Below are 24,087 nucleotides of genomic sequence, written 5' to 3' on the forward strand. Positions count from 1 at the left end.
CGAGGAACTCCCGCACCTCGCGGCCGCGCTCGCGCTCGGGCCGACGGCGCCGCTGCAGCCGTGGGCGCGGGCGGGGCTGCTCTGCGTCGGCACGGCCCTCGCCGCCGCCGACCACCGGGCGGTGGCGGCGAGGGCCCTGGCCGACGGGCTCACCGCCATGCGGCTGCCGCTGAGCCCGGTGCCGCTGACGTCGGCGACGCTGGCGCGGCTGCGGGTGTCCGTCGTGGCCGGCGAGGACCCGCGCGAGGGCGCGATGGCCCTCTGGCGCGAGGTGGACGAGAGCCTCGACCGCGGATTCGTCGCCGCCGCGGTGCTCTCCGGCGCGGCGGCGGCGGAGGTGCTGCCGGACCATCCCGGCGCGGCGCGGGTCGCGGCGGCGGCCGCCGCGAGCCAGGGGACCGTGCTGCCCCTGCTCGGCCGGTACGTCGCCGCGCTGGCGTCGGGGCGGCCGGACCGGGCCGCGGAGGTGGCCCCCGAGCTGGACGCCGCGGGGCTGCGGATCCACACCGTGCGCGCGCACGCCCGCGCGGCGTCCCTGGCCGCGCTCCAGGGCGACCCGGCGTCGGCGCAGTCCGAGCTCGCCGCGGCGGACGCCGTCGTCGCGCGGGCCGGCGGGGACCTCGACGGCGCGGTGGACGCGATGGGCCCGGTGGCGGGGCTGAGCAGCCGCGAGCTGGAGATCGCCCGCCTCGTCGCGGCCGGCTCCTCCAACCGCCAGGTCGCCCAGGCGCTGGGGGTCTCGGTGCGGACGATCGACAACCACCTGTACCGGATCTACCGGAAGGTCGGCGTCAGCGACCGCGAGAGCCTGGCCCGGCGCATCCACTGACGCTGAGCAGGCCGTCCGTCGGTCGCTCGCCGTCGTGCCGCGGCCTGCTCCCTGGCGGTGCCGTCCCTGCTCCACCCCGCGGCGCGGGGCCCTGAGCACCCCGCCCGCGGCGGTCGGATGGAGGCACCACGCGCCCGGTGCCCACGTCTTCCGGGTGCCCGAGCCCTCGGAGGTCCCCGTGCCCGGTGCCACCGGCATCCACCCGCACGACCAGCCGCGCCGGGTCAGCGCCCACCGGACGGTCGACCACGCCCGCCTGGTGGTGCTCGTCCCCGCCCACGACGAGGAGGACGCCCTGCCGGGCGCCCTGCGCGCGCTGCGGCGGCAGACGGTGCGGCCGTCGGCCGTGACCGTCGTCGCGGACCGCTGCACCGACGGCACCGCGGAGGTCGCCCGGTCGTTCGGCGCCCGGGTGCTGCCCACGCGGGACAACGACGCCCGCAAGGCCGGTGCGCTCAACCAGGCGCTCGCGGCGCTCGCGGTCGCCCCGCCGGAGTACGTGCTCGTGCTCGACGCCGACACCCGCATCACGCGGACGTTCGTGGAGACCGCGCTCGCGCACCTGGACTCCGACCCGTCGCTCGGCGCGGTGAGCGGCATGTTCCACGGCGACGACCCGCACGGGACGCTCGAGCGCTGCCAGGCCAACGAGTACACCCGCTACGCGTCGAAGATCCTCACCACGGGGCGGGTCAGCGTGGTCTCGGGCACCGCGTCCATGTTCCGCTACCGGGCGCTGGCCGACGTCGCGGACCACCGCGGCACGGGGCTCCCGGGGTCCCACGGCGACGTGTACGACCGGGGTGCGATCACGGAGGACTCCGAGCTCACCCTGGCGCTGCGCACGCGCGGTTGGCGCCTGGTCGCGCCGTCCGGCTGCCGGTGCAGCACCGAGCTGATGCCGACCCTCGGGACGCTGCACCGGCAGCGGGTGCGGTGGTACAGCGGGATGCTCGACAACCTGCGCGCGTACGGCCTGACCCGGGTCACCGCCCCGTACCACCTCCAGCAGGCGGCCCTGACGCTCGGGACGGCGACCTGGTGGCTGATGATGCTGATGATGCTGCTCGCGGCGGTGGGCGGGACGTTCGCGTGGCAGACGTTCTGGCTGGCCGTCGGCGGCGTCTTCCTGCTCGAGCGGCTCGTCTCCGTCTGGGACGGCGGCCACCGGGCCCGGTGGCTCAGCCTCGCGGTGCTGCCCGAGCTGCTGTACGACACCGCGCTGCAGCTGGCCTACCTGCACGCGTGGGTGGCGCACCTCCGCGGCCGGCAGCCGGCCTGGGGGCACCTCACGCCGGCGCGCGCCTGAGCGCGGGGCGGCCACGGAGCCGACCGCCGTGCGGGGCACCCTCAGCCGCGGGGGCGCCCCGCACGCAGGCGCCGGTGCACGACCACGGCGCACCACCCGGCTCCGGCGGCCACGACCGCCCCGAGCACCGCGCCGAGCGCGACGTCGTGCAGGTAGTGCACCCCCTCGAGCACCCGCCCCGCCGCCACCAGCAGCGCCAGGACCACCGCGGCCCAGGTCGCCCGGGCCGACCGGGTCGCGAGCGCCACCACGACCGCCGCGGCGACCGCGACGGTCGCGTGGTTGGACGGCAGGGACCAGTCGCCGGCGGGCGGGCAGTCCGCCGCCCCGGCCCACCGCGCGCAGGGCCGCGCCTGCGTCAGGAGCGCCTTCGCCGTCTCGCTGGCGGCGTAGGCGAGCACCACCCCGGCGGACGCGCCGAGCACGGCCGGCAGCCGGTCGCGGTGCGCGCGCCAGGCGTGCAGCACCGTCGCGGCGGTCACCACGCCCAGCGCCCCGACGGCACCCAGGGACAGCAGGTCGATCGACGGGAGGGCGGCGGTCGACGACACGGCCCACCGCGAGACCACGACGCTCAGGCTGCCCGGGAAGGGCAGCAGCAGGGCCACCAGCGCGAGGGCGGCCAGGGGCAGGAACGGGGCGAGCGGGGCGCGTGTCGTCGTCGGCATGGCCCCGACGCTAGGAGCGCGCGCACCGGCCGTCGTCGCCCCGCGGTCGGATCCGGGCGCGGCCCGGGTGCGACCGTCGTCGGACCCGATAGCGTGCCGGGCATGGCAGCAACGCGGCTCCTCGTCATCGGCGGCACCGGCGTCATCAGCTCGGCCGTCACCCGGCTCGCGGTCGAGCGGGGCCTCGACGTCACGGTCCTCAACCGCGGGTCGAGCGCGACCCGCCCGCTCCCGGAGGGCGCCGAGCTCGTCCGGGCCGACGTGCGCGACCCGGCGTCGGTGCGCGCGGCGCTCGGGTCCCGCGAGTTCGACTCCGTCGTCGACTGGGTGGCGTTCACCCCCGAGCACGTCCAGGCCGACGTCGACCTGTTCGCCGGGCGGACCGGGCAGTACGTGTTCATCTCGTCCGCGTCGGCGTACCAGACGCCCCCGGAGCGGCTGCCGGTCACCGAGTCGACCCCGCTGCGCAACCCGTTCTGGCAGTACTCCCGCGACAAGATCGCGTGCGAGGACCTGCTGGTGCGGGCGTACCGCGACTCCGGCTTCCCGGCGACGGTGATCCGGCCGTCGCACACCTACGACCGGACGCTCGTGCCGCTCGACGGCGGGTGGACCGCGGTGGAGCGGATGCGCCAGGGCCGCGAGGTCGTCGTGCACGGCGACGGCACCTCGCTGTGGACGCTCACGCACCACGCGGACTTCGCCCGCGGGATGGTCCCGCTGCTGGGGAACCCCCGGACGCTCGGCGAGGCGTTCCACATCACCTCGGACGACACCCCGACCTGGGACCAGATCGTGCGGGCGCTCGCGGCCGCCGCGGGGGTCGAGCCGCGGATCGTGCACGTGCCGTCCGACGCCATCGCCGCCGCCGACCCCGAGTGGGGCGCGGGGCTCCTGGGGGACAAGGCGCACTCGATGGTGTTCGACACGACGAAGCTGCGCCGGCTGGTCCCGGACTTCGCGACGACCATCCGGTTCGAGCAGGGCGCCCGGGAGATCGTCGACTGGCACGACGCCGACCCCGCGCGCCGCGCGGTCGACGCGCGCCTCGACGCGCTGATGGACGACCTGGTGGCTCGCTTCCGCGTGGGGTAGCCGCCGGCCCGAGTTCGCCGGTTGCGCGTGAGTTCGCCGGTTCCGCGGCGGTCCTGGGCGCGCAACCGGCGAACTCGGCGAGCATGCTGGACCCGGCCCCGCAGCAGACCGCCGCGGGGCAGCACCTCGCGCGAAGGAGCACCCGTGCAGCACCGCAGCATCGGCCCGTACACCGTCTCCGCGATCGGCCTCGGCGCCATGCCGATGTCGATGAACAACGACAAGGTCTACCCGGACCACGACGAGGCGATCGCGACGGTCCACGCCGCGCTCGACGCCGGGGTCACGCTGATCGACACCGCGGACATCTACGCGCCGACCTGGGACCAGATGGGCCACAACGAGCGCATCGTCGCCGAGGCCGTCCGCACCTGGGGCGGCGACACCGACGGACTGCTCATCACGACCAAGGGCGGCATCACCCGCAGCGAGGGCGAGCAGTGGGGCCGGGACGGCTCCCTGCCGTACCTGCGGTCGGCGGTCGAGAAGTCGCTCCGTGAGCTCGGCGTCGAGGCGATCGACCTGTATCAGTACCACCGCCCCGACCGCTGGATCGTCTACGGCGAGGTGATGGAGAACCTGGCGACGCTGAAGCGCGAGGGGAAGATCCGGGAGATCGGCATCTCGAACGCCAGCGTCGAGGAGATCGAGATCGCGCAGCAGGTGCTCGGGGAGGGCGGCCTGGTCAGCGTGCAGAACGAGTTCTCGCCGCGGCACCCGGGCAGCTACGACGAGCTGCGGTACTGCGAGCGGCACGGGATCGCGTTCCTGCCGTGGAGCCCGCTGGGCGGCACCGGCGGCGGCGGGCGGAACGTCGGGGACCGGTTCTCGGTGTTCCGCGAGATCGGCGAGACCCGGGAGGTCAGCCCGCAGCAGGTGGTGCTCGCGTGGGAGCTCGCGCTGAGCGAGGTGCTGGTCGCGATCCCCGGCGCGCGGCGGCCGGCGTCGATCACCGACTCCGCCGCGGCGGCCGACCTCGCGCTGACCGCGGACGAGGTCGAGCGCTGCTCGCGCGCGGTCGGGCTCGAGATCGGCTGACCGCGCGGCGGCGTCCGCACGCGATCCGTCAGGAACCGGCCGGCGGCCGTATGGAACCCGTGAGGATGGCCGCCGCGGCCCCCCGGCGGGGGTCGGATGGGAGACGGCCCGGCACCTGACCGGGCCGTCGACCCGTGCCGACCCGGCCCGGTCGACGAGGACCGATGTCGGGAGTCCCTCGTGCTGGACCTGGTGCTCGTGGCGGCCGTGGTCGCCCTGTTCGCGCTCGTGAGCGCCGTCGCCGCGGGGGTCGAGAGGCTGTGATCGTGCTCGACCTCGCCGCGGCGGCGCTCGGCGTCGCGGCGGTCGTCTACCTGGTGTGGGCGCTCGTGAAGCCGGAGCGGTTCTGATGGCCGGCTGGCTGGCCGCCGGTCAGCTCCTGCTGGTCGTCGCGGTGCTCGCCGCGCTGTACCGGCCGCTCGGCGACCACCTGGCGCACGTGTACACCTCGCCGCGCGACCTGCGGGTCGAGCGCGTCCTGTACCGGCTCGTCGGCGTGGACTCCCGGTCCGAGCAGTCGTGGCGCTCGTACGTCCGGAGCGTGCTCGCGTTCTCGCTCGTCGGCGTGCTGGTCGTCTACCTGCTGCAGCGGGCGCAGGCCTGGCTGCCCCGGGACCTCGGGCTGCCGGCGGTCCGCCCCGACCTGGCGTTCAACACCGCGGCGTCGTTCGTCGGCAACACGAACTGGCAGTCGTACTCGCCGGAGCAGACCCTCGGGTACTCCGTGCAGGTCCTCGGGCTCGCGGTGCAGAACTTCGTGTCCGCGGCGGTCGGCATGGCGGTCGCGATCGCCCTGGTGCGCGGGTTCGCGCGCCGCCGCACCGGCACCATCGGCAACTTCTGGGTCGACCTCACCCGCGGCACGCTGCGGGTCCTGCTGCCGATCTCGGTGGTCGGGGCCGTCGTGCTGATCGCGGGCGGCGTCATCCAGAACTGGGCGGCCCCGACCGACGTCACCACACTGGCCGGCGGCGTGCAGGCGATCCCCGGCGGCCCGGTGGCCTCGCAGGAGGTCATCAAGCTGCTCGGCACCAACGGCGGCGGGTTCTTCAACGCCAACTCCGCGCACCCGTTCGAGAACCCCACCGGCTGGACCAGCCTGTTCGAGGTCGTGCTCATGCTCGCGATCCCGTTCTCCCTGCCGCGGACGTTCGGCCGCATGGTCGGCTCGCACAAGCAGGGCTACGCGATCCTCGCCGCGATGGGCGCGATCTTCCTCGCCAGCACCGTCCTGCTCACGGTGGTCGAGAGCCACGGCGCGGGCACCGCCCCGCAGCTCGCCGGCGCCGCGATGGAGGGCAAGGAGCAGCGCTTCGGCGTCGCCGCGACCACGCTGTTCGGCAGCGTCAGCACCCTGACGTCGACCGGCGCGGTCAACGGCATGCACGACTCGTTCACCGCGCTCGGCGGCCTGTTCCCGATGCTGAACATGATGCTCGGCGAGATCGCCCCCGGCGGGGTCGGGTCCGGGCTCTACGGGATGCTCGTGCTCGCGGTCATCGCGGTGTTCGTGGGCGGCCTCATGGTCGGCCGCACCCCCGAGTACCTGGGCAAGAAGATCGGCCCGCGCGAGATCAAGCTCGCGTCCCTGTACATCCTGGTGACGCCGACGCTGGTCCTGACCGGCACCGCGCTGTCGTTCGCGATCCCGGGCGTGCGCGCCTCCGTGGAGTCGACGTCCATCTGGAACCCCGGCGTGCACGGGTTCTCCGAGGTGCTCTACGCGTTCACGTCGGCGGCGAACAACAACGGCTCCGCGTTCGCGGGCCTGACGGCGAACACGCCGTGGCTCAACACCGCGCTGGGCGTCGCGATCCTGCTCGGCCGGTTCGTCCCGATCGTGCTGGTGCTGGCGCTCGCGGGCTCGCTCGCCGCGCAGGACAAGGTCCCGGCCACCGCCGGCACCCTGCCCACCTCCCGGCCGCAGTTCGTCGGCCTCCTCACGGGCGTCGCGGTGATCGTGACCGCCCTGACCTACTTCCCCGTTCTCGCGCTGGGTCCCCTGGCGGAAGGTCTGTGACGTCGATGAGCACTGCCCTGCAGCACGACGCTGCCCCGACGACGGGCCCGGCCGACCCGGCCGCGCCCGCCCCCCGCCGCCCCCGCGGGCTCAGCCTCGCGCAGGCCCGGGAGGCGCTGCCGGACACGGTCCGCAAGCTCGACCCGCGCCTGATGTGGCACAACCCCGTGATGTTCGTGGTCGAGGTCGGCGCCGCGCTCACCACGGTGCTCGCGGTCGTCGAGCCGTTCACCGGCGGCCCCGAGCAGTCCGGCGGGACCGCCACGCCCGGCTCGTTCACCGCGGGCATCGCCGTCTGGCTCTGGCTCACGGTGCTGTTCGCGAACTTCGCGGAGGCCGTCGCCGAGGGCCGCGGCAAGGCCCAGGCGGACAGCCTCCGGCAGACCCGGTCGAGCACCACGGCCGCGGTGGCCGACGGGTACGACCCGGTGCGCGACCCCGGCGCCGAGCGCGCCGGCACGAGGCCGGTCGCCTCGCCGGACCTGGCGCTCGGCGACGTGGTGGTGGTGACCGCCGGGGAGCTGATCCCGGGCGACGGCGACATCGTCTGGGGCATCGCCTCGGTCGACGAGTCCGCCATCACCGGTGAGTCGGCGCCCGTGGTCCGGGAGTCCGGCGGCGACCGGTCGGCCGTCACCGGCGGCACCCGGGTGCTGTCCGACCGGATCGTCGTGCGGATCACGTCCAGGCCCGGCGAGACGTTCGTCGACCGGATGATCGCCCTGGTCGAGGGCGCGGCCCGGCAGAAGACGCCGAACGAGATCGCGCTGAACATCCTGCTGGCGTCGCTGTCGATCGTGTTCGTGGTCGTCGCGCTGACCCTGAACCCGATCGCCGGGTACTCCGGGGCGTCGGTGAGCGTGCCGGTGCTCGTCGCGCTGCTGGTGTGCCTGATCCCGACGACGATCGGTGCGCTGCTGTCCGCCATCGGCATCGCCGGCATGGACCGGCTGGTGCAGCGGAACGTGCTGGCCATGTCGGGCCGCGCCGTCGAGGCGGCGGGCGACGTGACGACCCTGCTGCTCGACAAGACCGGGACCATCACCTACGGCAACCGCCGGGCCGTCGCCTTCCTGGCCCTGACGGGCGTCGACGCGCACGACCTGGTGCGGTCCGCCGCCCGGGCCTCCGCGGCCGACCCGACGCCGGAGGGCAAGTCGATCGTCGAGCTCGCCGCCTCCCAGGGGGTCGCGGGCGACACCGCCACGACCGCCGCCGGCACCGAGGTGGTGCCGTTCACCGCGCAGACCCGGATGAGCGGCGTCGACCTGCCGGACGTCACCCGGATCCGCAAGGGCGCCGGCAGCGCCGTCGTCGCGTGGCTCGAGGAGGAGGGCGCCCTGCCCGCCGCCGTGCGTCGCGAGCTCGACGGCCACGTGGAGCGCATCTCGTCCGAGGGGGGCACCCCGCTGGTCGTCGCGGCGAAGGACTGGTCCGGCGCGGGCCGGGTCCTCGGGGTCGTGCACCTCAAGGACGTCGTCAAGGACGGCCTGTCCGAGCGGTTCGCCGAGCTCCGCGCCATGGGCATCCGCACCGTGATGATCACCGGCGACAACCCCCTCACCGCGAAGGCGATCGCCGCCGAGGCCGGGGTCGACGACTTCCTCGCGGAGGCCACGCCCGAGGACAAGCTCGCGCTCATCAAGCGGGAGCAGGAGGGCGGCAACCTGGTCGCGATGACCGGCGACGGCACCAACGACGCCCCCGCGCTCGCGCAGGCCGACGTCGGTGTCGCGATGAACACGGGCACCTCGGCCGCCAAGGAGGCCGGGAACATGGTCGACCTGGACTCGGACCCGACCAAGCTCATCGACATCGTCCGGATCGGCAAGCAGCTGCTCATCACCCGCGGCGCGCTGACGACGTTCTCCATCGCGAACGACGTGGCGAAGTACTTCGCGATCATCCCCGCGCTGTTCGCTGGGGTGTTCCCCGGGCTGGCGGCGCTCAACATCATGCAGCTGTCGTCGCCGGCGTCCGCGATCCTCTCCGCGATCGTGTTCAACGCGCTGGTCATCGTCGCGCTGATCCCGCTGTCGCTGCGGGGGGTGCGCTACCGCGCCGCGGCCGCCTCGTCGATCCTCGGCCGCAACCTCCTGGTCTACGGCCTCGGCGGCGTCGTCGCGCCCTTCCTCGGCATCAAGCTGATCGACCTGGTCGTCAGCCTGCTGCCCGGCTTCTGACCCCCCGGACTGAAGGAGAGAGCCGTGAGCTCCCCTCGCACCACCTGGTCGCACCTCGTCGTCTCCCTGCGGGCGATGCTGGTCCTCACCGTGATCCTCGGGATCGCGTACCCCCTGCTCGTGACGGGTCTGGGCCGGCTGCTGCCGGCGCGGGCCGACGGGTCCCTGGTGACCGGCGCCGACGGCACCGTCGTGGGCTCGTCGCTGATCGGCCAGTCGTTCGCCGACGCCGACGGCACCGCCCTGCCGGGGTACTTCCAGTCCCGGCCGTCGGCCGCGGGCGACGGGTACGACGCCGCCGCCTCCTCCGGATCCAACCTGGGCCCGGAGAACCCGGACCTGGTCGTGGCGATCGAGGACCGCCGAGCCGCCGTCGCGGCGCTGGAGGGCGTGGACCCGGCCGCGGTGCCCGCCGACGCCCTCACCGCCTCGGGCTCCGGCCTCGACCCGCAGATCAGCCCGGAGTACGCGGACCTGCAGGTGCCGCGGGTCGCGACCGAGCGCGGGCTGCCCGAGGACGAGGTCCGCGGGCTGGTGGCGGCGGCCACCACCGGCCCCGACCTGGGCTTCCTCGGCCAGGCCGGGGTGAACGTCCTCGAGCTCAACCTCGCGCTCGACCGGACGGCGGGCTGAGGTGTGCCGAAGGGGCGGCTGCGGGTCCTGCTCGGGCGCCGAGGCCGGCGACCGCTCGCCGCTCTGGCGGGGCTGAGTCAGCGGAGCGGACCGACGGCGCCGACGGCCTCCGGCGCCCGCCGCCGCCCCCGGCTCGCCCCCAGCGCCATCGCCCCGAGGACCACCGCGATCCCCAGGGTCTGCCGCCAGGTCAGCACCTCGGCCGCGAGCACCGTCCCGAGGAGCACCCCGGTGACGGGGTTGAGCAGCCCCACCAGGCCGACGGTCGACGGTCCGAGGTGCCGCAGCGCCGCGAACCACGCCACGTTCGCGACCGCCGTCGCGACCAGCGAGACGTACGCGAACCCGAGCAGCGCCGTGCCGTCGAGCGCCGGCGGCGCGCCCTCGACCGCCACCGCCACCGGGAGCAGCACGAGGGCCCCGGCGACGAGCTGCCAGGCCGTGAGCGGCAGCACCTCGACCTCGCCCTGCCACCGGTTCGCCAGGACGTAGCCGATCGAGGACATCAGCATCGCGGCGACGGACGCCGCGATCCCGCGGGGGTCGAGCCCGGCCCCGTCGCCTCCGCCGAGCAGCATCACGGCCACGCCGAGGACGCCGAGCACCCCGCCGAGCACCGCCCGCAGCAGGGGGCGACGCCCCAGCAGCACCCAGGCGGCGAGCATCATCACCACCGGCCCGAGGGCCATCACGGTGGACGCGATGCTGCTCGGCAGCGCCTGCGCGGCCACGTAGACCAGGGCGAAGAACGCGCCGACGGTCAGCGTCCCGAGCACGAGCGACCGCCACCACCACGACCCGCGCGGCAGCCGGCGCGCCAGGACCAGGAGCACGAGCCCGGCGGGCAGCGCGCGGAGCACGCCGCCCCACAGCGGGCTGTCGGCGGGCAGGGCGTGCCGGGTGACGTAGTACGTGCTGCCCCAGAGGATCGGCGCGATCGCGGCGACGGGGAGCCATCGGCGGTTGTCTTCCACGGAAGCGACTATACCTTCCGAGGAAGATAGGATGGCCGCATGCCACCCGACCACGTCGACCGCATCCAGCAGGAGTGGGCCCGCGAGCGCCCCGACGTCGACGTGCGGCCCCAGGGCGTCATCGGGCGGCTGCACCGGCTCGCGCTCGCCCTCACCGGGGAGATCACCGCGGTGTACCGCGAGCACGGGCTCGGCGAGGGGGAGTTCGACGTGCTCGCCGCGCTGCGTCGCGCCGGGGCGCCGTACGAGCGCGCGCCCGGCGACCTCGCCGCGCACACGATGGTGACGACCGGCGCGATGACCAAGCGGGTCGACCGGCTGGAGCGCGCCGGCCTGGTGTCGCGCCGGCCGAGCGCCGAGGACGGGCGCGGGCGGGTCGTCGCCCTGACCCCCCGCGGGCGCGAGGTCGTCGACGCCGCGTTCACGGCGCACATGGCCAACGAGCGGCGCCTGCTCGACCTGCTCGGCCCGGAGGAGGACGCCGCCGCCCTGGAGGGGCTGCTGCGCCGGTGGCTCGCGGCGCTGGACGGCGGCGCGGGCCCCGGACCGGCCGGCGGGGTGTGACGTCGGCCACCGCGCCTTGATCTCAACCACGGTCGAGGTCCTAGCGTCGACCCGGGCCCGGCCGCCGGGGCAGCGGGCCCGGACGGAGGCCTCGTGACGTACGTGATCGCCCAGCCCTGCGTGGACGTCAAGGACAAGGCGTGCATCGAGGAGTGCCCGGTCGACTGCATCTACGAGGGCAGGCGGTCCCTGTACATCCACCCCGACGAGTGCGTGGACTGCGGCGCCTGCGAACCGGTCTGCCCCGTCGAGGCCATCTACTACGAGGACGACGTCCCCGAGCAGTGGAGCGAGTACTACCGGGCCAACGTCGAGTTCTTCGACACGCTCGGGTCGCCGGGCGGCGCCGCCCGCGCCGGGGTGCAGGACGTCGACCACCCGCTGATCGCCGCGCTGCCGCTCCAGGTGCGCGAGGACTGAGGTGGCGCGCCCCGAACCGGAGGACGCGCTGTCCGTCGGCGAGGTGAGCCGGCGCACCGGCGTCCCGGTGTCGGCGCTGCACTTCTACGAGCGCCGCGGCCTGATCGTGTCGACGCGCACGTCCGGGAACCAGCGGCGGTACGCGCGGCACATGCTGCGGCGGATCTCGCTGATCGTCGTCGCCAAGCGGCTCGGCGTCCCGCTGGCCGAGCTCACCGAGGTGTTCGCCACGGTGCCGCTGGACCGCGCGCCCACCACCGGGGAGTGGCGGCGGCTGTCCCGGGCCTGGAAGGAGCGGCTCGAGGAGCGCCGCCGCACCATCGAGCGCCTGGAGCGGGACCTCGCGGGCTGCATCGGGTGCGGCTGCCTCTCGCTGAAGGCGTGCGCGCTGCTGAACCCGGACGACGTGCTGGGGGAGCGCGGAGCCGGGCCGGTGCGGTTCGACGCCGAGGTGGCGGACGCCGGGCGCGACGACGGTCAGGCCGGGAACGCGTCCCGCAGGTAGCCCGCGTACCCGCCGGGGGTCCGGCCGACCGTGCGGCCGGACGTGACCACGTCCACCGCGTCCGAGGTCCGCACCACCGCGGCGCGGTCGGCGCGCAGCCGCGCCACGAGGTCGACGTCCTCGTGCTCCGCCAGCGGCGCGAACCCGCCCGCGCGCCGGTAGGCGTCGGCGCGGACCCCGAGGTTGGCGCCGTGCACGTGGCCGTGGGGGCGGCCCGGGACGCGGGTCGCGCGCCAGGCGGCGAGCTGCCGCGGGGTGAGGTCGCGCGGGTCGGGGCGGACGGTCCCGACGACGACGTCCGCGCCCGCGTCCGCGAGCCCGCGGTGGGTCCGCAGCCAGTGCGGCGGGACGACGGTGTCCGCGTCGGTGCACGCGATCCACACGGCGCCCGGGTCCTCGCCGCACCGGTCCAGGCCCGCGTCGATGCCGGCGGCCCGCGCCGCGCCGACCGCGCGCGCCCCCAGGGTGACCGTCCGGACGCCCGCGGCCCGGGCCAGACCGGCGGACCCGTCGCGGCAGTCGTCGAGGGCGGCCACGACGTCGACCGGCACCCCCGCCCCGGCCGCCGCCGTGGCCACGGAGGCCAGGCACGCCGCCAGCAGCTCCTCCTCGTCGTGCACGGGGACGACGACGAGCACCCGGGCCACGGGCGGGCGCGGGTCCGGGGCGGCCGGTCGCCCGCTCACGGCAGCAGGCCCTCGCGGTCCGCCACCGACGCCGGGTCGGCGCACCAGACGTCCAGCGCCACGTCGGCGTCGCGGTACGACGCCACCCGGGCCAGGCCGAGCGCGCGGTCCAGGGTGGCCTGCACGTCGTCGCCTGTCTGCGCGTGCTCCGCGACCGGGTGCCGCCAGTGGCAGCCGAGCACGGTGGCGCCGGGGGCCAGCTCCGGGCGCAGCCGGTCCACGAGGTCCAGCAGCTCCGGCCGGGTGAGGTAGTACGCCACCTCGGACAGCACCACCAGGTCGTAGGGCCCCGCGGGGACGCCGGACCGGACGTCGTGCCGGCGGACCGTGACGTGCGGGTGCGCGGCGAGGCGCTCGCGGGCGGACCCGACCGCGGCGGGCACGACGTCGGTGGCCAGCAGCCGGTCGCTGCGCCCGGCGAGCTCCGCCGTGAGCGTGCCGACCGAGCAGCCGACCTCCAGCACCGAGCCGTACCGCCGGGCGGGCAGCGCCGCGAGGGTGAGCGCGCGCTTGCGCTCCTCGTACCACCGCGACGCCAGGTGCCACGGGTCCTCGCGCCGCTCGTACTTCGCCGCGAAGGACGCGGGGGGCACCCCGGCGGGGAGGTCGTCGGCCACGACGAACGGCTCGACGTCCCGGTCGAAGTTCCGCAGGAACTCGGGGTGGAGCGGCGCCGCGTCCTCGGGCGCGGCCGACCACGGCTGGGTCTGCGTCACGTGCTGGGCGAGCGCCCGGCGCTTCGCGGTGAGGTCGCGGTCGTCGAGCGGCAGCGCGCGGAGCCGGTCCCACGGCACGTCCGCGTGGTCCGGGGACGCCCAGTGCCACAGCCACACCGGGTACTCCAGGAGCCGGGCACCGGTGGCGGCCGCGAGCTCCGCGCACACCTCGCCGACGACGCGGTGGTCCCGGTGCCCGTCGCCGCGCCACGGGGCGACCAGGACCGCGAGCGGCTCGTCTCCGACCGCCGCGCGCAGAGCCGCGGTGACCGCCTCGCGGTGCTCCCGGGTCCCGCCGTCCGGGAACCCCAGCGTGGTGACGGCGGACCCCGGCGACAGGACGGCGACACCCGCCGCCACCTCCCGGGCACGCATCGGCACCAGGTCCTCCGGCGCCAGGGTCACGGAGCCCGCGTGCGACCCGGCGCCGTCGGTGACCACGACGACGTCCGCGGGGCGCCCGGCCTCGGCGAGCCGGTGCAGCAGGCCGCCGGCGCCGAGCGTCTCGTCGTCCGGGTGCGCGGCGACCACCACCGTCCGCCCCACGGGCAGCGCCAGCCCGGGCAGCGCGGCGAACCGTGCGGAGGCCTCCCAGATGCCGGCCGGCGTGCCGCCCGCCCGGCCGTCGAAGATCACCACGGTGCCGGTCCCGCCGCGAGCAGGACGCCCAGGGAGGCGTCGTCGCGCTCCGCGTGCTGCTGCCGCACGTACACCTCCAGGTCGGCGACGCGCTTGGCGTGCTCGTCCTCCTGGGTCAGCGGGCCGGGGCCGAGCGCGTGGCCGGAGAGCCGCAGCACGTCCTCGCAGGTGCGGGCCACGGTCGCGCGCACCCGCTTGGCGAGCACCCGGCCCGCGGCGCGCGCCTCCTCCGGCTCCGCGTCGCGGCCGCCGCGGGTGGCGGCGCCCGACGCGTCGACCCGGGCCGCGGCGTCCGCCAGGAGGACCCGGGCGGCGGCCAGCCGCTCGTCGACCGCCCCGAGGTGCATGGCCAGCAGCCGGTCGTCGGGCCGGGCGGCGGCGTGCGCGTGCAGGCGCCGGGCGACGCCGACGGCCCCGCCGAACCAGCACGCGGCGACCCCGATCGCACCCCACCAGAAGCCGGGCCGGTCCAGGTACCAGGACCCCTCGGCGACCAGGGTCGCCCGCGCCCGGTCGAACCGGACCGGCGTGCTCGGGATCTCGGCCAGGCCGCGCGCGGGCCACGGGGCGTCGACCGGCTGCACCTCGGGCGCGCGCAGGTCGACGGCGAACAGGCCGCGCCGGGCGTCGTCGCCGGCGAGGCGCGCGGTGACGAGCGCCGCGTCGAGGTCGCGGGACAGCGAGCACCACGGCTTCGTCCCGTCGAGCAGCCAGGCGGCACCGGTGTCGCCGCCGGTCGCGACCGGGCTCGCGGTGAGCGCCGGACCGGGGCCCTCGGCGGCGTAGACGCCCCAGGTGGACGCCGCGGGGTGCCCGGGGACCGTGCCCGCGGCCTGGTCCAGGACCGCCCGGGCGTCGAGGTGCGGCTCCACGGCCCGGGCGACGGCGAGGTCGTGCGCCGCGAGCGTGGCGAGCACCTCCCAGAGGCCCGCGGTCGCACCGGCGCCGGGGAGCAGGTCGTCGGGCCAGGTCACCACCACGCGCAGGGCGTCGGCGACCGTGCCGGGCAGCGGGGCGAGCAGCAGGTCCGGCGGCGGGCTGCCGTCCTGGAGGCGGACGGGGCGGGTGCCGTCGGGCATGGGTCTCCTCGCGGCTCGTCGGTCGTGGTCCGCCGGGGGCGCGGACCCGGTCGCGATCATCGCCCGGGGGGTGGGCGCCCGCCACCGGAGCGCTGACCAGGGGGATCGCCCGTCCGGGTGCCGACCGGGTCGGGTGCCGCACCGGGTCGGGGCGGGTCGGCGGGGGTCGGCGCGGGTCGGCCGGAGGGACCAGGTGCGCCTCCGCCGCAGGGCGGATGTGGGCGGCGCGGCCGGCTGGTTAGCGTGGCCGGGCCACCCGCCCACCACCCCGGAGGACCTGTCATGCCGTCCACCCCGCCGGCCTCCCGCGTGCTGAACGCCGCGGTGACCGGACTGGCCTCGACCGCCTACTACGCCACGCCGGACCTCATCCGGTCCCGCGCCGGGCGCGGCTGGGCGAAGGCCGCGCTGACCGGCGTCGTCCTCGCCGCCTCGGTGCCCGACCTCCGCCGCGGTCTCGAGGAGTCCCGCGCGCGACGGGCCGCCGCCGCGCAGGACCCGGAGGAGGAGCAGGTCGACTGGCAGGAGCTGTGGTCGTCCATGTCCCCGGGCCGGCGCGCCTCCGTGTGCGCGGCCGGCGCCGCGGTGCTGGCGGTCTCCGTCGGCTCGGTCGTCGGCATCGAGCGGGCGGTGTTCCGGCGGGGGGAGCGCCGCCGGGCCGCGGGCGTGCGGTTCGCCCACACCCGCCCGGCCGTGGTCTGGGGCGTCCTGGGCACCGCCCTGGCGCTCCTCCCGGACGACACGGGCACCCCGCCGCGCCCGCTCCCGCGCGCCTGACGCCGGGTCGGACCGCCGCCCCGGCGCGAACCGCCGCGCCGAGATCGGCGTCTCCCGCCGAGATCGGTGCTCCGACGCACCGATCTCGGCTCGAACCGCCGACCTCGGCGTCTGCGCGCAGAGCCGGCGGGCCGGTCAGCGGCCGACCATCGACATCCCCGCGTCGTCGTAGCGGTTGCCCTGCACGCCCAGCGTCGACGCCAGGGCGTCCAGCTCGGCGCGCTCGTCCGCCGAGAGCGCCACGGTCGTCGCGTCCGCGTTCTCCTGGACCCGCGACAGCCGCCGGGTGCCCGGGATCGGGACGATCCACGGCTGCTGCGCGAGCAGCCACGCGAGCGCGACCTGCCCGGGCGTCGCCCCGCGGCCCTCGGCCAGCGCCCGGACCCGCGCCACGAGGGCGGCGTTCGCGTCCCGGTTCTCGGCCGTGAACCGCGGCACCCGGTGCCGGATGTCGCCCTCCGCGAACGTGGTGGTCGCGTCGACGGTGCCGGTGAGGAACCCCTTGCCGAGCGGGCTGAACGGCACGAAGCCGATCCCGAGCTCGGCGCAGGTCGGCAGGACCTCCGGCTCGGGGTCCCGCGTCCACAGCGAGTACTCCGACTGCACGGCCGTCACGGGGTGCACGGCGTGCGCCCGGCGGATCGTGGTGGCGCCGGCCTCGGACAGCCCGAGGTGCCGGACCTTGCCCTCGGCGACGAGCTCCCCGACCGTCCCGGCGACGTCCTCGATCGGCACGTCCGGGTCGACCCGGTGCTGGTAGAACAGGTCGATCGCCTCGACGCGGAGCCGGCGGAGGGACGCCTCGGCGACCGCGCGGATCTGCTCGGGCCGCGAGTTCAGCCCCACCATCCGGCCGTCGGCGATCTGCCAGCCGAACTTGGTCGCGACGACGACCCGGTCGTGCAGCGGCGCGAGCGCCTCGCCGACCAGCTCCTCGTTGACGTACGGGCCGTAGACCTCGGCGGTGTCGACGAACGTGACGCCGAGATCCACGGCGCCGCGCAGGACGGCGATCATGTCGTCGCGGGTGCCGGGGTTCGGGCCGTAGGACATCGACATGCCCATGGCGCCGAGGCCGACGGCCGAGACCTCGAGACCCTGTCCGAGGGTGCGGGTGTGCATGGCGGTGCCTCCGTGGGGTCGGCGGGACGTGCGGGAGCGGGAGCGGGAGCGGGTGTGCGGGGTGCGGCCGCGGTCAGCCGAGGGCGGTCGTGGGGCTCGGCGCGGGGGCGAGGGCCGCGTCGGGGGCGTCGCCGCTCGCCGCCCAGCTGGCGAGCAGCTGCAGCGCGTCGGCGGACGCGGTCCCGGGGGCGGCGGTGTAGACGAGCATCGTCAGCCCGGGCGCCTGCGCGATCGGCAGCGTGTCGTACATCAGGTCCAGCCGCCCGGCGACGGGGTGCTGGATGTGCTTGAGGCCGCCGCGGTGCAGGTGCACGTCGTGCCGCGCCCAGCGCTCGCGGAACTCCTCGCTGCGGGTGGACAGCTCCCCGACCAGGTCGTGCACCGCCTTGTCGTGCGGGTCGCGGCCGGCGACGGCGCGCAGGATGCCGACGGTGTCCCGGGCGGCCTTCTCCCAGTCGACCCAGAAGTCGCGCGCGGCGGGGTCGAGGAACGCGAACCGGGCGTGGTTGGCGGGGCGGCCCGGGACGTGCGAGGGACCGGTGAACAGCGGCGCGTACAGCGCCCGGCCGAGCGCGTTCGTGGCGAGGACGTCGAGCCGCTCGTTCCGGACGACGGCCGGCGCGCCGGTCATGGCGTCGAGCATGACCTGGACGCTCGCCGGCACGGGCGGCGTGGGCCGGCGGCGGGCGCGCGCCGCGCGGGGGCCGGCGGCACGGGCGAGGTCGTGCAGGTGCAGCGTCTCGGCCTCGTCGAGCTGCAGCGCCCGGGCGATCGCCGCGAGCACCGAGTCCGAGACACCGGAGAGATTCCCGCGCTCCAGGCGCACGTAGTAGTCGGAGGACACCCCGGCGAGCATCGCGACCTCCTCGCGCCGCAGCCCGGCGACGCGGCGGTTCGACCCGTAGGCGGTGAGCCCGGCCTGGGCGGGCGTGATCCGCGCCCGGCGGGACGCCAGGAAGTCACGCACCTCGTCGCGGTTGTCCATGCCTCGACGGTACGTCCGCCCGCGCCGCGCAGGCAGGTCCTGCCAGTACCCGTCACGGCGGGGCCTGCCGCCCCGCCGCCGCCGGGTGTCTCCTGGGAGGGTGCGCGGCGGACCCGCCGCGCTCGACGCCCAGGAGGTACCCGTGGAGATCCGCACCCAGGAGCCGACGACCGCCGGCCCGTCCGCCCTGTTCACCGGTGACGTCTGGTTCGACGTCGTCGCCGCCCCGCCGGCGCCGTCCCGGCTGCGGGTCAACGTCGTCCGGTTCGCCCCGGGCGCCCGCACCCGCTGGCACAGCCACGCGGCGGGCCAGTCGCTGCACGTGACCCAGGGCGTCGCCCGCGTCGGCACGCGCGACGGCCGGGTGCTCGAGGCCCGGCCGGGGCAGACCGTGTGGTGCCCGCCGGGTGAGGAGCACTGGCACGGCGCCGGGCCGGAGGCCTTCATGGAGCACCTGGCGATGTGGGAGACCACGGACGCCCGGGACGGCTCCGAGACCACCTGGGCCGAGCCGGTCACCCAGGAGCAGTACGCGGGGGGCGACGCCCGATGAGCACCTGGACCGCCGACGAGCTCGACCGGATCGGGGCCGCGGAGGAGCTGCGGCTCGCCTCGTACCGTCCCGACGGCACCCTCCGTCCCGCCGTGACCATCTGGGTCGTGCGGGTCGGCGACGACGTCGTGGTGCGCTCGGCGTACGGGCCGGGGAACGGCTGGTTCCGCCGGGCGCAGGCGTCCGGGCGCGGCCGGGTCGAGGCGGGCGGGGTGACGAAGGAGGTGCGGTTCACCGCCGCCGACCCCGAGGCGCACGACGCCGTCGACGCGGCGTACCACGCGAAGTACGACCGGCACGGGCCCCGCATCGTCGGCAGCGTCGTCGGACCGCAGGTCGCGGACGTGACGCTCCGGCTGGAGCCGGCGGACGGCTGAGGCCGGCGACCGCCGGGGCGCTCGGACCCGGAGGACCGCGACGCGCTCGTACCCGACGACCGCCGCGTCGGCCGTGAGCGCCGCGGCGCCTGCCCCCGGCGGCCCGCGGTGCCTAGGCTGGCCGGGTGACCGCGCTGCACGAGATGACCGCCGTCGCCCTCCGCGACCTGCTCCGGTCCGGCGGCGTCGCGCCCGTCGACCTCGCCGAGCACTACCTCGGTCGCATCGCCGAGCGCGACCCGGCGCTGGGTGCCTTCGCGACCGTGACGCCCGACGCCGCGCGCGAGCGGGCCGCGGCGCTGCGGCGTGGCCCGGCACCGGGCCCGGACGCGCCGCTGTGGGGCCTGCCGACGGCCGACAAGGACCTCACCGACCGGGCGGGCGTGCCGACCGGGTTCGGGTCCCGGGCGTTCGGGGGCCCGTACCGGTACGTGCCCGAGGTCAGCAGCGACATCACGCAGGTGCTCGACGCCGCGGGGATCGTGTCGCTCGGCAAGACCGCGGCGCCGGAGCTCGGCTTCCCGTCCTACACGGAGACGCTGGTCGGGCCGCCCGCGCGCAACCCCTGGGACCCCGGGCGCGGGGCAGGCGGGTCGAGCGGCGGCGCCGCGGTGGCCGTGGCCGCCGGGCTGCTGCCCGTCGCACCCGGGTCGGACGGCGGCGGGTCCGTCCGCATCCCGGCCGCCGCCTGCGGGCTCGTCGGGCTGAAGACCACCCGCGGGCTCCTGCCGGCCGGCGGCGGCGTGGAGTCGCTCGGTGGCCTGGTCGTGCACGGGCCGATCGCCCGCACCACCGCGGACGCCGCGCTGCTGCTGGAGGGCATGCTGCCCCGGCGCGCCGACGGGGAGGTGGACCACCCGCGGACGCTGCGCACCGCGGCCGGGCCGCGCGGGTCCTACCTCGACACCGCGCAGCGCGGCCGGACGCCGGACGGCCGGTCCGCGTTCCGGATCGGGGTCAGCACGTTCAGCGCGTGGGAGGGGGCCTACGACATCGTGCTCGGGCCGGAGGCGCGCGCGGCGCTCGACGCCGGCGCCGCGGCGCTCGACGGGCTCGGGCACGCGGTGGCCGACGCCGGCACCTGGGAGCCCGACCCCGCCTACGCCCCGGCGTTCCGGACCCTGTGGATGGCGGGCGCGTCGGCGGTGCCGATCGACGACCCCGAGCGGCTGGCGCTGCTGGAGCCGCTCACCCGGTGGTTGATCGAGCGGGGGCGGGCGGTCCCGGCTCGGCAGCTCGTCGAGGCGGTCGGGGCGCTCGCGGCCTTCGAGCGGACGATGGTCGCCCGGGTCGAGGCGTACGACGCGGTGCTGCTGCCCGCGATGGCGCTCACCCCGCGGCCCCTCGGCTGGTACGACGCCGAGGACCCGGAGCGGAACTTCGCGCAGCAGTGCCAGTACACCCCGTACACCTCGATGCTCAACGTGTGCGGCCTCCCGGCGATCACGGTGCCGACGCACTGGACCGAGCCGGACGACGCGGCGCCGGCCGGGCTGCCGATGGGCGTGCAGCTGGTCGGGCGGCCGGGCGGCGAGCACGTGCTGCTGGCGCTCGCGGCCCAGCTCGAGGAGCGGCTGCGCTGGCCGGAGCGGCGGCCGCCGGTCTGGTGAGGCCCGCGCACCGTGCACGGACGTACGCGTCGATGCGTACGATCGTCCGCATGACCACGACCGACTACTTCGCCGACGACCCGCGCACCAACCTCGAGCGGATGCTGGCGGGCGACCTGTACATCGCCGACCAGGAGATCGAGGACCTCACCCGGCGGTCCGCGCGGCTCGCCGAGGCGTACGGCCGGGTCGCGCTGCTCGACGACGAGGCGGCCCGCGCGATCCTCACCGACCTGCTCGGCACGCTCGGCGAGGGCACCGGCATCCGCCCGCCGCTGCGCGTCGACTACGGCAAGAACATCCACGTGGGCGCTCGCACCTTCGTGAACTTCAACCTCACGGCGCTCGACGTCGCGACCATCCACATCGGCGACGACTGCCAGATCGGCCCGAACGTCCAGCTCCTCACGCCGATCCACCCGGTCGAGCCGCAGCCCCGCAAGGACAAGCTCGAGGGCGCGAAGCCCATCGTGATCGGCGACAACGTGTGGCTCGGCGGCGGCGTCATCGTCTGCCCGGGCGTCACGATCGGCGAGAACTCCGTCATCGGTGCCGGCTCGGTCGTCACCCGGGACATCCCGGCGAACGTCGTCGCCGTCGGGAACCCGGCGCGGGTCATCCGGGAGAACATCGACCGATGACCCGACGCCACGACCCGGGCCGGCGCGACCGCATCGTCGAGGCGTGCCTCGACGTGCTCGCCGCCGAGGGGGTCGCGGGCACCTCGCACCGCAAGGTCGCCGCGGCCGCGGACGTGCCGCTCGGGTCGATGACGTACCACTTCGACGGGCTGGACGACCTGCTCCGCGCGGCGTTCGACCGGTACGCCCGGGGGTTCGGCGAGCGGTTCGACGCCCTGATGGCCGCCGCACCCGACCGGGCGGCCGCCGTCGACGCGCTCGTCGCGTACGTCCGGGGCGAGGTGATGGTCGACCGTCGCGACCTGGTGCTCAGCCACGAGCTCTACACGCTCGCGGCGCGGGACCCGGGGTACCGGGACCTCACGACCGCGTGGATGGCGCGGAGCCGCACCTCGCTGGAGCGCTGGTTCGACCCGACGACGGCCCGGGCGCTGGACGCGCTGGTCGAGGGGCTCGGCATCCACCGCGCGCTCGACACCGGGCCCGGTGACGACGCGGCGGTCGAGGCCGGGGTGCGGCGGGTGGCGGGGACGGGCTGAGGCCCGGGCCGTCGCGGGTCAGCTCGCGCGGCGCAGCTGGGCGTACGTCGCGGACATCCGCTCGAACTCGTCCCGGGTCAGGCCCATCGCCTCGATGAGCTCGGCCTCGAGCCGGTGGTAGGCGTCCTGCTCCGCGACCGTGCGCGGCGGCGGCGTCGCCGAGAACCGCGCGTGGATCTCCCGGAGTCGCTCGTGGTCGATCGCCCGCCTGCTCATGCCCCGAACCGTACGACCGACCACTGACACGCCCCGGTGCGCGTGCCGTGAACCGCCCGCGAGGGCCACCGAGGTCCACCGAGGACGACCGAGGGCCACCGGAGGGTGGGCCGGGTGGGCCGGTCCGTGCGCGGGTCAGAACGGCGGTGGTGCGTCGTGCGGGTCGGTGGTGGCGTCGTGGGTGCGTCCGGTGCCGGGGCGGACCAGGTAGCGGTGGCCGGTGGGGGTGATCCACTCGAACAGCCCGGGTTGGATCTGGCGCAGCCGGAAGCCGCCGTCGGTCTTGAGGCGGTGGTGGCGGTGGCAGAGCGGGCCGAGGTTGTCGGCGTCGGTTCTGCCGAGGGGTGTGTCGGGTGGGTCCCCGGGCTGCGGGTGGTACTCGATGGTGTGGTCGAGGTCGGTGCTGCGGGCCGGGACGGTGCAGCCGGGTGCGGCGCAGGTTCTGTCGCGGGTGCGGACGAGCTCCGCGAGCCCGGCTGGTGGTCGGTAGCGCTGGCGTCCCACGTCCAGGACCTGGTGGGTGACGGGGTCGGTGACGATGCGCCGCCAGACGCCGCCGTCGGCCAGCGCCCGGGCGCGGACGGCGTCGATGGGGCCGTAGCCGTCGAGGTCGGCGGGGTGGTCGTCCAGGCCCAGGAGGGTGGAGGCGGCGATGGTGACCCGCACCTCGGCGCCGGGGCGGCCGGTGCAGCGGGTGCAGCCGCGGCGCGGGGCGGCGGTCGCGAGGTCGGACGCGGCCGCGCCCGGGACCGGCACGCTCGGCGCAGGCGCGGTCGGTGGGGGCTCGTGCGGCGCGGTGCCGGGAGCCGGGTCGCCGACCGGGATCAGCGTGGCGGTCGGGATGGGCTCGGCCGGTCGGGTGGGCGCACCGCGGGTGGTGTCCGGGTACCGCCTCGACGCCCGCCGCTGGGTGGGTACCGGTGGGGGTGGGTCGAGGTGGACCTCGAACGCGGGACCGTCGGACTCGGGGACGTCCCCGACGACCAGGTCGCGCAGCCCGTCGGCTCGGAGCTGGTCCAGGGTGCGCGGGTCGCCGAGCGCCTTGGCGGTGCGGGCGGCGTGGTGCAGCACCCCGTCGACCCGGGTGGCGTCCTCGGCCGCCAGCACCACCCACATCGCGGCCATCCCGTGCGGGCGTCGCCGGGGTCGGGTCACGCGGCGGGTGCACCGGGCCCGGGTGTGCCGGCCCGCCTCGCCGTCGGGGTCGGCGAGGCGGACCTCGCGGGCGACGCGCTGCTCGAGCTGCCTGCGGGAGCACTGGTGGGCGTCGGGCAGGACCGTGTCCTCCACGGCGTGCGCGGCCTGGTACGGCAGGTCGGTCAGCCCGGCGGCCAGGACCTCGGCCTTGCCGGCGTCGATGTGGCCGGTCTCCAGCGCCTCGCGGGTCGCGGCGAGCACGCTGCCCAGGACCAGCGCCCGGTGCACCGCCTTGTTCGCGGTCATCATCGACCACCCCAGCCGCATCGCCAGCTCGTCGCCCGCCACGCACCCCTGCGTGGGTGGGGCACCGGCCATCGGTGACCACTGCGGGAGCATCTCGGGGCGGGTCGCCAGCTCGGCGACCGCGTCCAGCATCGCGGCGTGCTGGTGGGCCTCCATCCGCGCCCGCGCGGCCACCACCTCCACCAGGATCGCCGGGGCCAGCACCGTCAGGTCCAGACCGCGCAACCACGCGTCCAGCACGGGCCCGGGAGGGCACGCGGCGATCGCCTCGACCTGCCGCTGCTCACCCGTCCGCGGCGCCCCACCGAACGCCGCCACGGGGTCGGGCCCGTAGTCCGTCAGGCAGACACCGTCGGGCCCGTAGACCGGCAGCACCAGGCCGGCGAGCGCGTCGCCGTCGGGGTGTTCCTGCAGGTCAGCCATGCAAGAACGCTACCGGCCGCCACCGACACGGCGCCCCGACCGA

The 24,087-nt window shown here is 76.4% G+C and carries 27 protein-coding genes; 18 read left to right on the forward strand and 9 right to left on the reverse strand.

Annotation, left to right across the window (positions count from 1 at the left end; translation table 11 throughout):
* Positions 1–829: helix-turn-helix transcriptional regulator (locus tag FA014_RS05810; protein ID WP_195969177.1), on the forward strand; the 829-nt coding region annotated here is incomplete at its 5' end.
* A gap of 178 nt (positions 830–1,007) precedes the next feature.
* Positions 1,008–2,138, forward strand: coding sequence for a glycosyltransferase family 2 protein (locus FA014_RS05815; protein WP_195969178.1), 1,131 nt, complete (start codon positions 1,008–1,010; stop codon positions 2,136–2,138).
* Positions 2,139–2,179: 41 nt separating this feature from the next.
* Here FA014_RS05815 and FA014_RS05820 read toward each other — a convergent pair whose 3' ends face one another.
* The gene (locus FA014_RS05820; RefSeq protein ID WP_154728760.1) at positions 2,180–2,806 is read right to left on the reverse strand and encodes a phosphatase PAP2 family protein; all 627 of its coding nucleotides are present in this window, start codon (positions 2,804–2,806) and stop codon (positions 2,180–2,182) included.
* Between the two features lie 102 nt (positions 2,807–2,908).
* On the opposite strand from FA014_RS05820, the gene FA014_RS05825 reads away from it, so the two are divergent.
* The 7 genes from FA014_RS05825 to kdpC all read left to right on the forward strand — a co-directional run bounded on the left by FA014_RS05825 (position 2,909) and on the right by kdpC (position 9,775).
* Positions 2,909–3,901 carry an SDR family oxidoreductase gene (locus FA014_RS05825; RefSeq protein WP_154728761.1) on the forward strand — a complete coding sequence of 331 codons (993 nt, stop codon included), beginning with the start codon at positions 2,909–2,911 and terminating at the stop codon, positions 3,899–3,901.
* A gap of 144 nt (positions 3,902–4,045) precedes the next feature.
* Complete coding sequence (locus FA014_RS05830) at positions 4,046–4,939, forward strand: aldo/keto reductase (RefSeq protein WP_154728762.1); 894 nt, start codon at positions 4,046–4,048, stop codon at positions 4,937–4,939.
* A gap of 96 nt (positions 4,940–5,035) precedes the next feature.
* Positions 5,036–5,203 (forward strand): hypothetical protein, encoded by a 168-nt coding sequence (locus FA014_RS20615; RefSeq protein WP_154728763.1) that lies wholly within the window; start codon positions 5,036–5,038, stop codon positions 5,201–5,203.
* The gene (locus FA014_RS20620; RefSeq protein WP_139405060.1) at positions 5,200–5,289 is read left to right on the forward strand and encodes a potassium-transporting ATPase subunit F; all 90 of its coding nucleotides are present in this window, start codon (positions 5,200–5,202) and stop codon (positions 5,287–5,289) included. The genes FA014_RS20615 and FA014_RS20620 overlap by 4 nt, the downstream gene beginning before the upstream one ends.
* Positions 5,289–6,959 (forward strand): potassium-transporting ATPase subunit KdpA, encoded by a 1,671-nt coding sequence (kdpA, locus tag FA014_RS05845; protein WP_154728764.1) that lies wholly within the window; start codon positions 5,289–5,291, stop codon positions 6,957–6,959. Before FA014_RS20620 ends, kdpA begins: the two co-directional genes overlap by 1 nt.
* A gap of 5 nt (positions 6,960–6,964) precedes the next feature.
* Entirely contained in the window at positions 6,965–9,142 is a 2,178-nt protein-coding gene (gene kdpB, locus FA014_RS05850; RefSeq protein WP_154728765.1) for a potassium-transporting ATPase subunit KdpB, read from the forward strand.
* A gap of 24 nt (positions 9,143–9,166) precedes the next feature.
* Positions 9,167–9,775, forward strand: coding sequence for a potassium-transporting ATPase subunit KdpC (gene kdpC, locus FA014_RS05855; protein WP_154728766.1), 609 nt, complete (start codon positions 9,167–9,169; stop codon positions 9,773–9,775).
* 77 nt (positions 9,776–9,852) lie between these two features.
* Here kdpC and FA014_RS05860 read toward each other — a convergent pair whose 3' ends face one another.
* Positions 9,853–10,749: a DMT family transporter gene (locus tag FA014_RS05860; protein ID WP_154728767.1), complete on the reverse strand. Its 897-nt coding sequence runs from the start codon at positions 10,747–10,749 to the stop codon at positions 9,853–9,855.
* A 39-nt stretch (positions 10,750–10,788) separates the two neighbouring features.
* Here FA014_RS05860 and FA014_RS05865 point away from each other — a divergent pair, with 39 nt between their 5' ends.
* From FA014_RS05865 to soxR, 3 genes are all read left to right on the forward strand, one after another.
* The gene (locus FA014_RS05865) at positions 10,789–11,313 is read left to right on the forward strand and encodes a MarR family winged helix-turn-helix transcriptional regulator (RefSeq protein WP_154728768.1); all 525 of its coding nucleotides are present in this window, start codon (positions 10,789–10,791) and stop codon (positions 11,311–11,313) included.
* A 93-nt stretch (positions 11,314–11,406) separates the two neighbouring features.
* A complete protein-coding gene (gene fdxA, locus FA014_RS05870; RefSeq protein ID WP_154728769.1) occupies positions 11,407–11,733 on the forward strand; it encodes a ferredoxin in 327 nt (108 codons plus the stop codon).
* 1 nt (position 11,734) lies between these two features.
* Complete coding sequence (gene soxR, locus FA014_RS05875) at positions 11,735–12,238, forward strand: redox-sensitive transcriptional activator SoxR (RefSeq protein WP_154728770.1); 504 nt, start codon at positions 11,735–11,737, stop codon at positions 12,236–12,238.
* On the opposite strand, the gene FA014_RS05880 is transcribed toward soxR, so the two are convergent.
* From FA014_RS05880 to FA014_RS05890, 3 genes are read right to left on the reverse strand one after another with little or no spacing between them, the layout of a single operon-like run.
* Positions 12,211–12,924: a glycosyltransferase gene (locus FA014_RS05880; protein WP_154728771.1), complete on the reverse strand. Its 714-nt coding sequence runs from the start codon at positions 12,922–12,924 to the stop codon at positions 12,211–12,213. The genes soxR and FA014_RS05880 overlap by 28 nt on opposite strands.
* Positions 12,921–14,279, reverse strand: a complete 1,359-nt coding sequence (locus FA014_RS05885) for a bifunctional PIG-L family deacetylase/class I SAM-dependent methyltransferase (protein ID WP_154728772.1) — start codon at positions 14,277–14,279, stop codon at positions 12,921–12,923. The genes FA014_RS05880 and FA014_RS05885 overlap by 4 nt, the downstream gene beginning before the upstream one ends.
* Positions 14,273–15,358: an acyl-CoA dehydrogenase gene (locus tag FA014_RS05890; protein WP_154728773.1), complete on the reverse strand. Its 1,086-nt coding sequence runs from the start codon at positions 15,356–15,358 to the stop codon at positions 14,273–14,275. Before FA014_RS05890 ends, FA014_RS05885 begins: the two co-directional genes overlap by 7 nt.
* A 282-nt stretch (positions 15,359–15,640) precedes the next feature.
* On the opposite strand from FA014_RS05890, the gene FA014_RS05895 reads away from it, so the two are divergent.
* Positions 15,641–16,135 (forward strand): hypothetical protein, encoded by a 495-nt coding sequence (locus FA014_RS05895; protein WP_154728774.1) that lies wholly within the window; start codon positions 15,641–15,643, stop codon positions 16,133–16,135.
* A gap of 135 nt (positions 16,136–16,270) precedes the next feature.
* Here the strand turns inward: FA014_RS05895 and FA014_RS05900 are convergent, their stop codons facing one another.
* A complete protein-coding gene (locus tag FA014_RS05900; RefSeq protein ID WP_154728775.1) occupies positions 16,271–17,257 on the reverse strand; it encodes an aldo/keto reductase in 987 nt (328 codons plus the stop codon).
* Between the two features lie 73 nt (positions 17,258–17,330).
* A complete protein-coding gene (locus FA014_RS05905; RefSeq protein ID WP_154728776.1) occupies positions 17,331–18,242 on the reverse strand; it encodes a helix-turn-helix domain-containing protein in 912 nt (303 codons plus the stop codon).
* A gap of 142 nt (positions 18,243–18,384) precedes the next feature.
* Between FA014_RS05905 and FA014_RS05910 the strand changes: the two genes are divergently transcribed.
* The 5 genes from FA014_RS05910 to FA014_RS05930 all read left to right on the forward strand — a co-directional run bounded on the left by FA014_RS05910 (position 18,385) and on the right by FA014_RS05930 (position 21,962).
* Positions 18,385–18,795, forward strand: a complete 411-nt coding sequence (locus FA014_RS05910; RefSeq protein WP_230322906.1) for a (R)-mandelonitrile lyase — start codon at positions 18,385–18,387, stop codon at positions 18,793–18,795.
* Entirely contained in the window at positions 18,792–19,172 is a 381-nt protein-coding gene (locus tag FA014_RS05915) for a DUF2255 family protein (RefSeq protein ID WP_154728778.1), read from the forward strand. The genes FA014_RS05910 and FA014_RS05915 overlap by 4 nt, the downstream gene beginning before the upstream one ends.
* 125 nt (positions 19,173–19,297) lie before the next feature.
* A complete protein-coding gene (locus FA014_RS05920) occupies positions 19,298–20,782 on the forward strand; it encodes an amidase (protein ID WP_154728779.1) in 1,485 nt (494 codons plus the stop codon).
* 50 nt (positions 20,783–20,832) lie between these two features.
* Entirely contained in the window at positions 20,833–21,423 is a 591-nt protein-coding gene (locus FA014_RS05925; protein ID WP_154728780.1) for a sugar O-acetyltransferase, read from the forward strand.
* Positions 21,420–21,962: a TetR/AcrR family transcriptional regulator gene (locus FA014_RS05930; protein WP_154728781.1), complete on the forward strand. Its 543-nt coding sequence runs from the start codon at positions 21,420–21,422 to the stop codon at positions 21,960–21,962. Before FA014_RS05925 ends, FA014_RS05930 begins: the two co-directional genes overlap by 4 nt.
* Before the next feature lie 18 nt (positions 21,963–21,980).
* On the opposite strand, the gene FA014_RS05935 is transcribed toward FA014_RS05930, so the two are convergent.
* On the reverse strand, positions 21,981–22,178 hold the full coding sequence (locus FA014_RS05935; protein WP_154728782.1) for a hypothetical protein: 198 nt from the start codon (positions 22,176–22,178) through the stop codon (positions 21,981–21,983).
* Between the two features lie 135 nt (positions 22,179–22,313).
* Positions 22,314–24,044: a DUF222 domain-containing protein gene (locus FA014_RS05940; protein ID WP_154728783.1), complete on the reverse strand. Its 1,731-nt coding sequence runs from the start codon at positions 24,042–24,044 to the stop codon at positions 22,314–22,316.
* Positions 24,045–24,087: the final 43 nt, after the last annotated feature.

The sequence above is a fragment of the Cellulomonas hominis genome (assembly GCF_005239125.1).
In the GTDB taxonomy this organism is placed as follows: domain Bacteria; phylum Actinomycetota; class Actinomycetes; order Actinomycetales; family Cellulomonadaceae; genus Cellulomonas; species Cellulomonas hominis_A.

Coding starts and splice junctions, on each gene's coding strand:
- FA014_RS05820 (WP_154728760.1), bottom strand. CDS start 2,806: ATGCCGACGACGACACGCGCCCCGCTCGCCCCGTTCCTGCCCCTGGCC.
- FA014_RS05825 (WP_154728761.1), top strand. CDS start 2,909: ATGGCAGCAACGCGGCTCCTCGTCATCGGCGGCACCGGCGTCATCAGC.
- FA014_RS20615 (WP_154728763.1), top strand. CDS start 5,036: ATGGGAGACGGCCCGGCACCTGACCGGGCCGTCGACCCGTGCCGACCC.
- kdpA (WP_154728764.1), top strand. CDS start 5,289: ATGGCCGGCTGGCTGGCCGCCGGTCAGCTCCTGCTGGTCGTCGCGGTG.
- kdpB (WP_154728765.1), top strand. CDS start 6,965: ATGAGCACTGCCCTGCAGCACGACGCTGCCCCGACGACGGGCCCGGCC.
- FA014_RS05865 (WP_154728768.1), top strand. CDS start 10,789: ATGCCACCCGACCACGTCGACCGCATCCAGCAGGAGTGGGCCCGCGAG.
- FA014_RS05890 (WP_154728773.1), bottom strand. CDS start 15,358: ATGCCCGACGGCACCCGCCCCGTCCGCCTCCAGGACGGCAGCCCGCCG.
- FA014_RS05895 (WP_154728774.1), top strand. CDS start 15,641: ATGCCGTCCACCCCGCCGGCCTCCCGCGTGCTGAACGCCGCGGTGACC.
- FA014_RS05900 (WP_154728775.1), bottom strand. CDS start 17,257: ATGCACACCCGCACCCTCGGACAGGGTCTCGAGGTCTCGGCCGTCGGC.
- FA014_RS05905 (WP_154728776.1), bottom strand. CDS start 18,242: ATGGACAACCGCGACGAGGTGCGTGACTTCCTGGCGTCCCGCCGGGCG.
- FA014_RS05915 (WP_154728778.1), top strand. CDS start 18,792: ATGAGCACCTGGACCGCCGACGAGCTCGACCGGATCGGGGCCGCGGAG.
- FA014_RS05925 (WP_154728780.1), top strand. CDS start 20,833: ATGACCACGACCGACTACTTCGCCGACGACCCGCGCACCAACCTCGAG.
- FA014_RS05930 (WP_154728781.1), top strand. CDS start 21,420: ATGACCCGACGCCACGACCCGGGCCGGCGCGACCGCATCGTCGAGGCG.
- FA014_RS05935 (WP_154728782.1), bottom strand. CDS start 22,178: ATGAGCAGGCGGGCGATCGACCACGAGCGACTCCGGGAGATCCACGCG.
- FA014_RS05940 (WP_154728783.1), bottom strand. CDS start 24,044: ATGGCTGACCTGCAGGAACACCCCGACGGCGACGCGCTCGCCGGCCTG.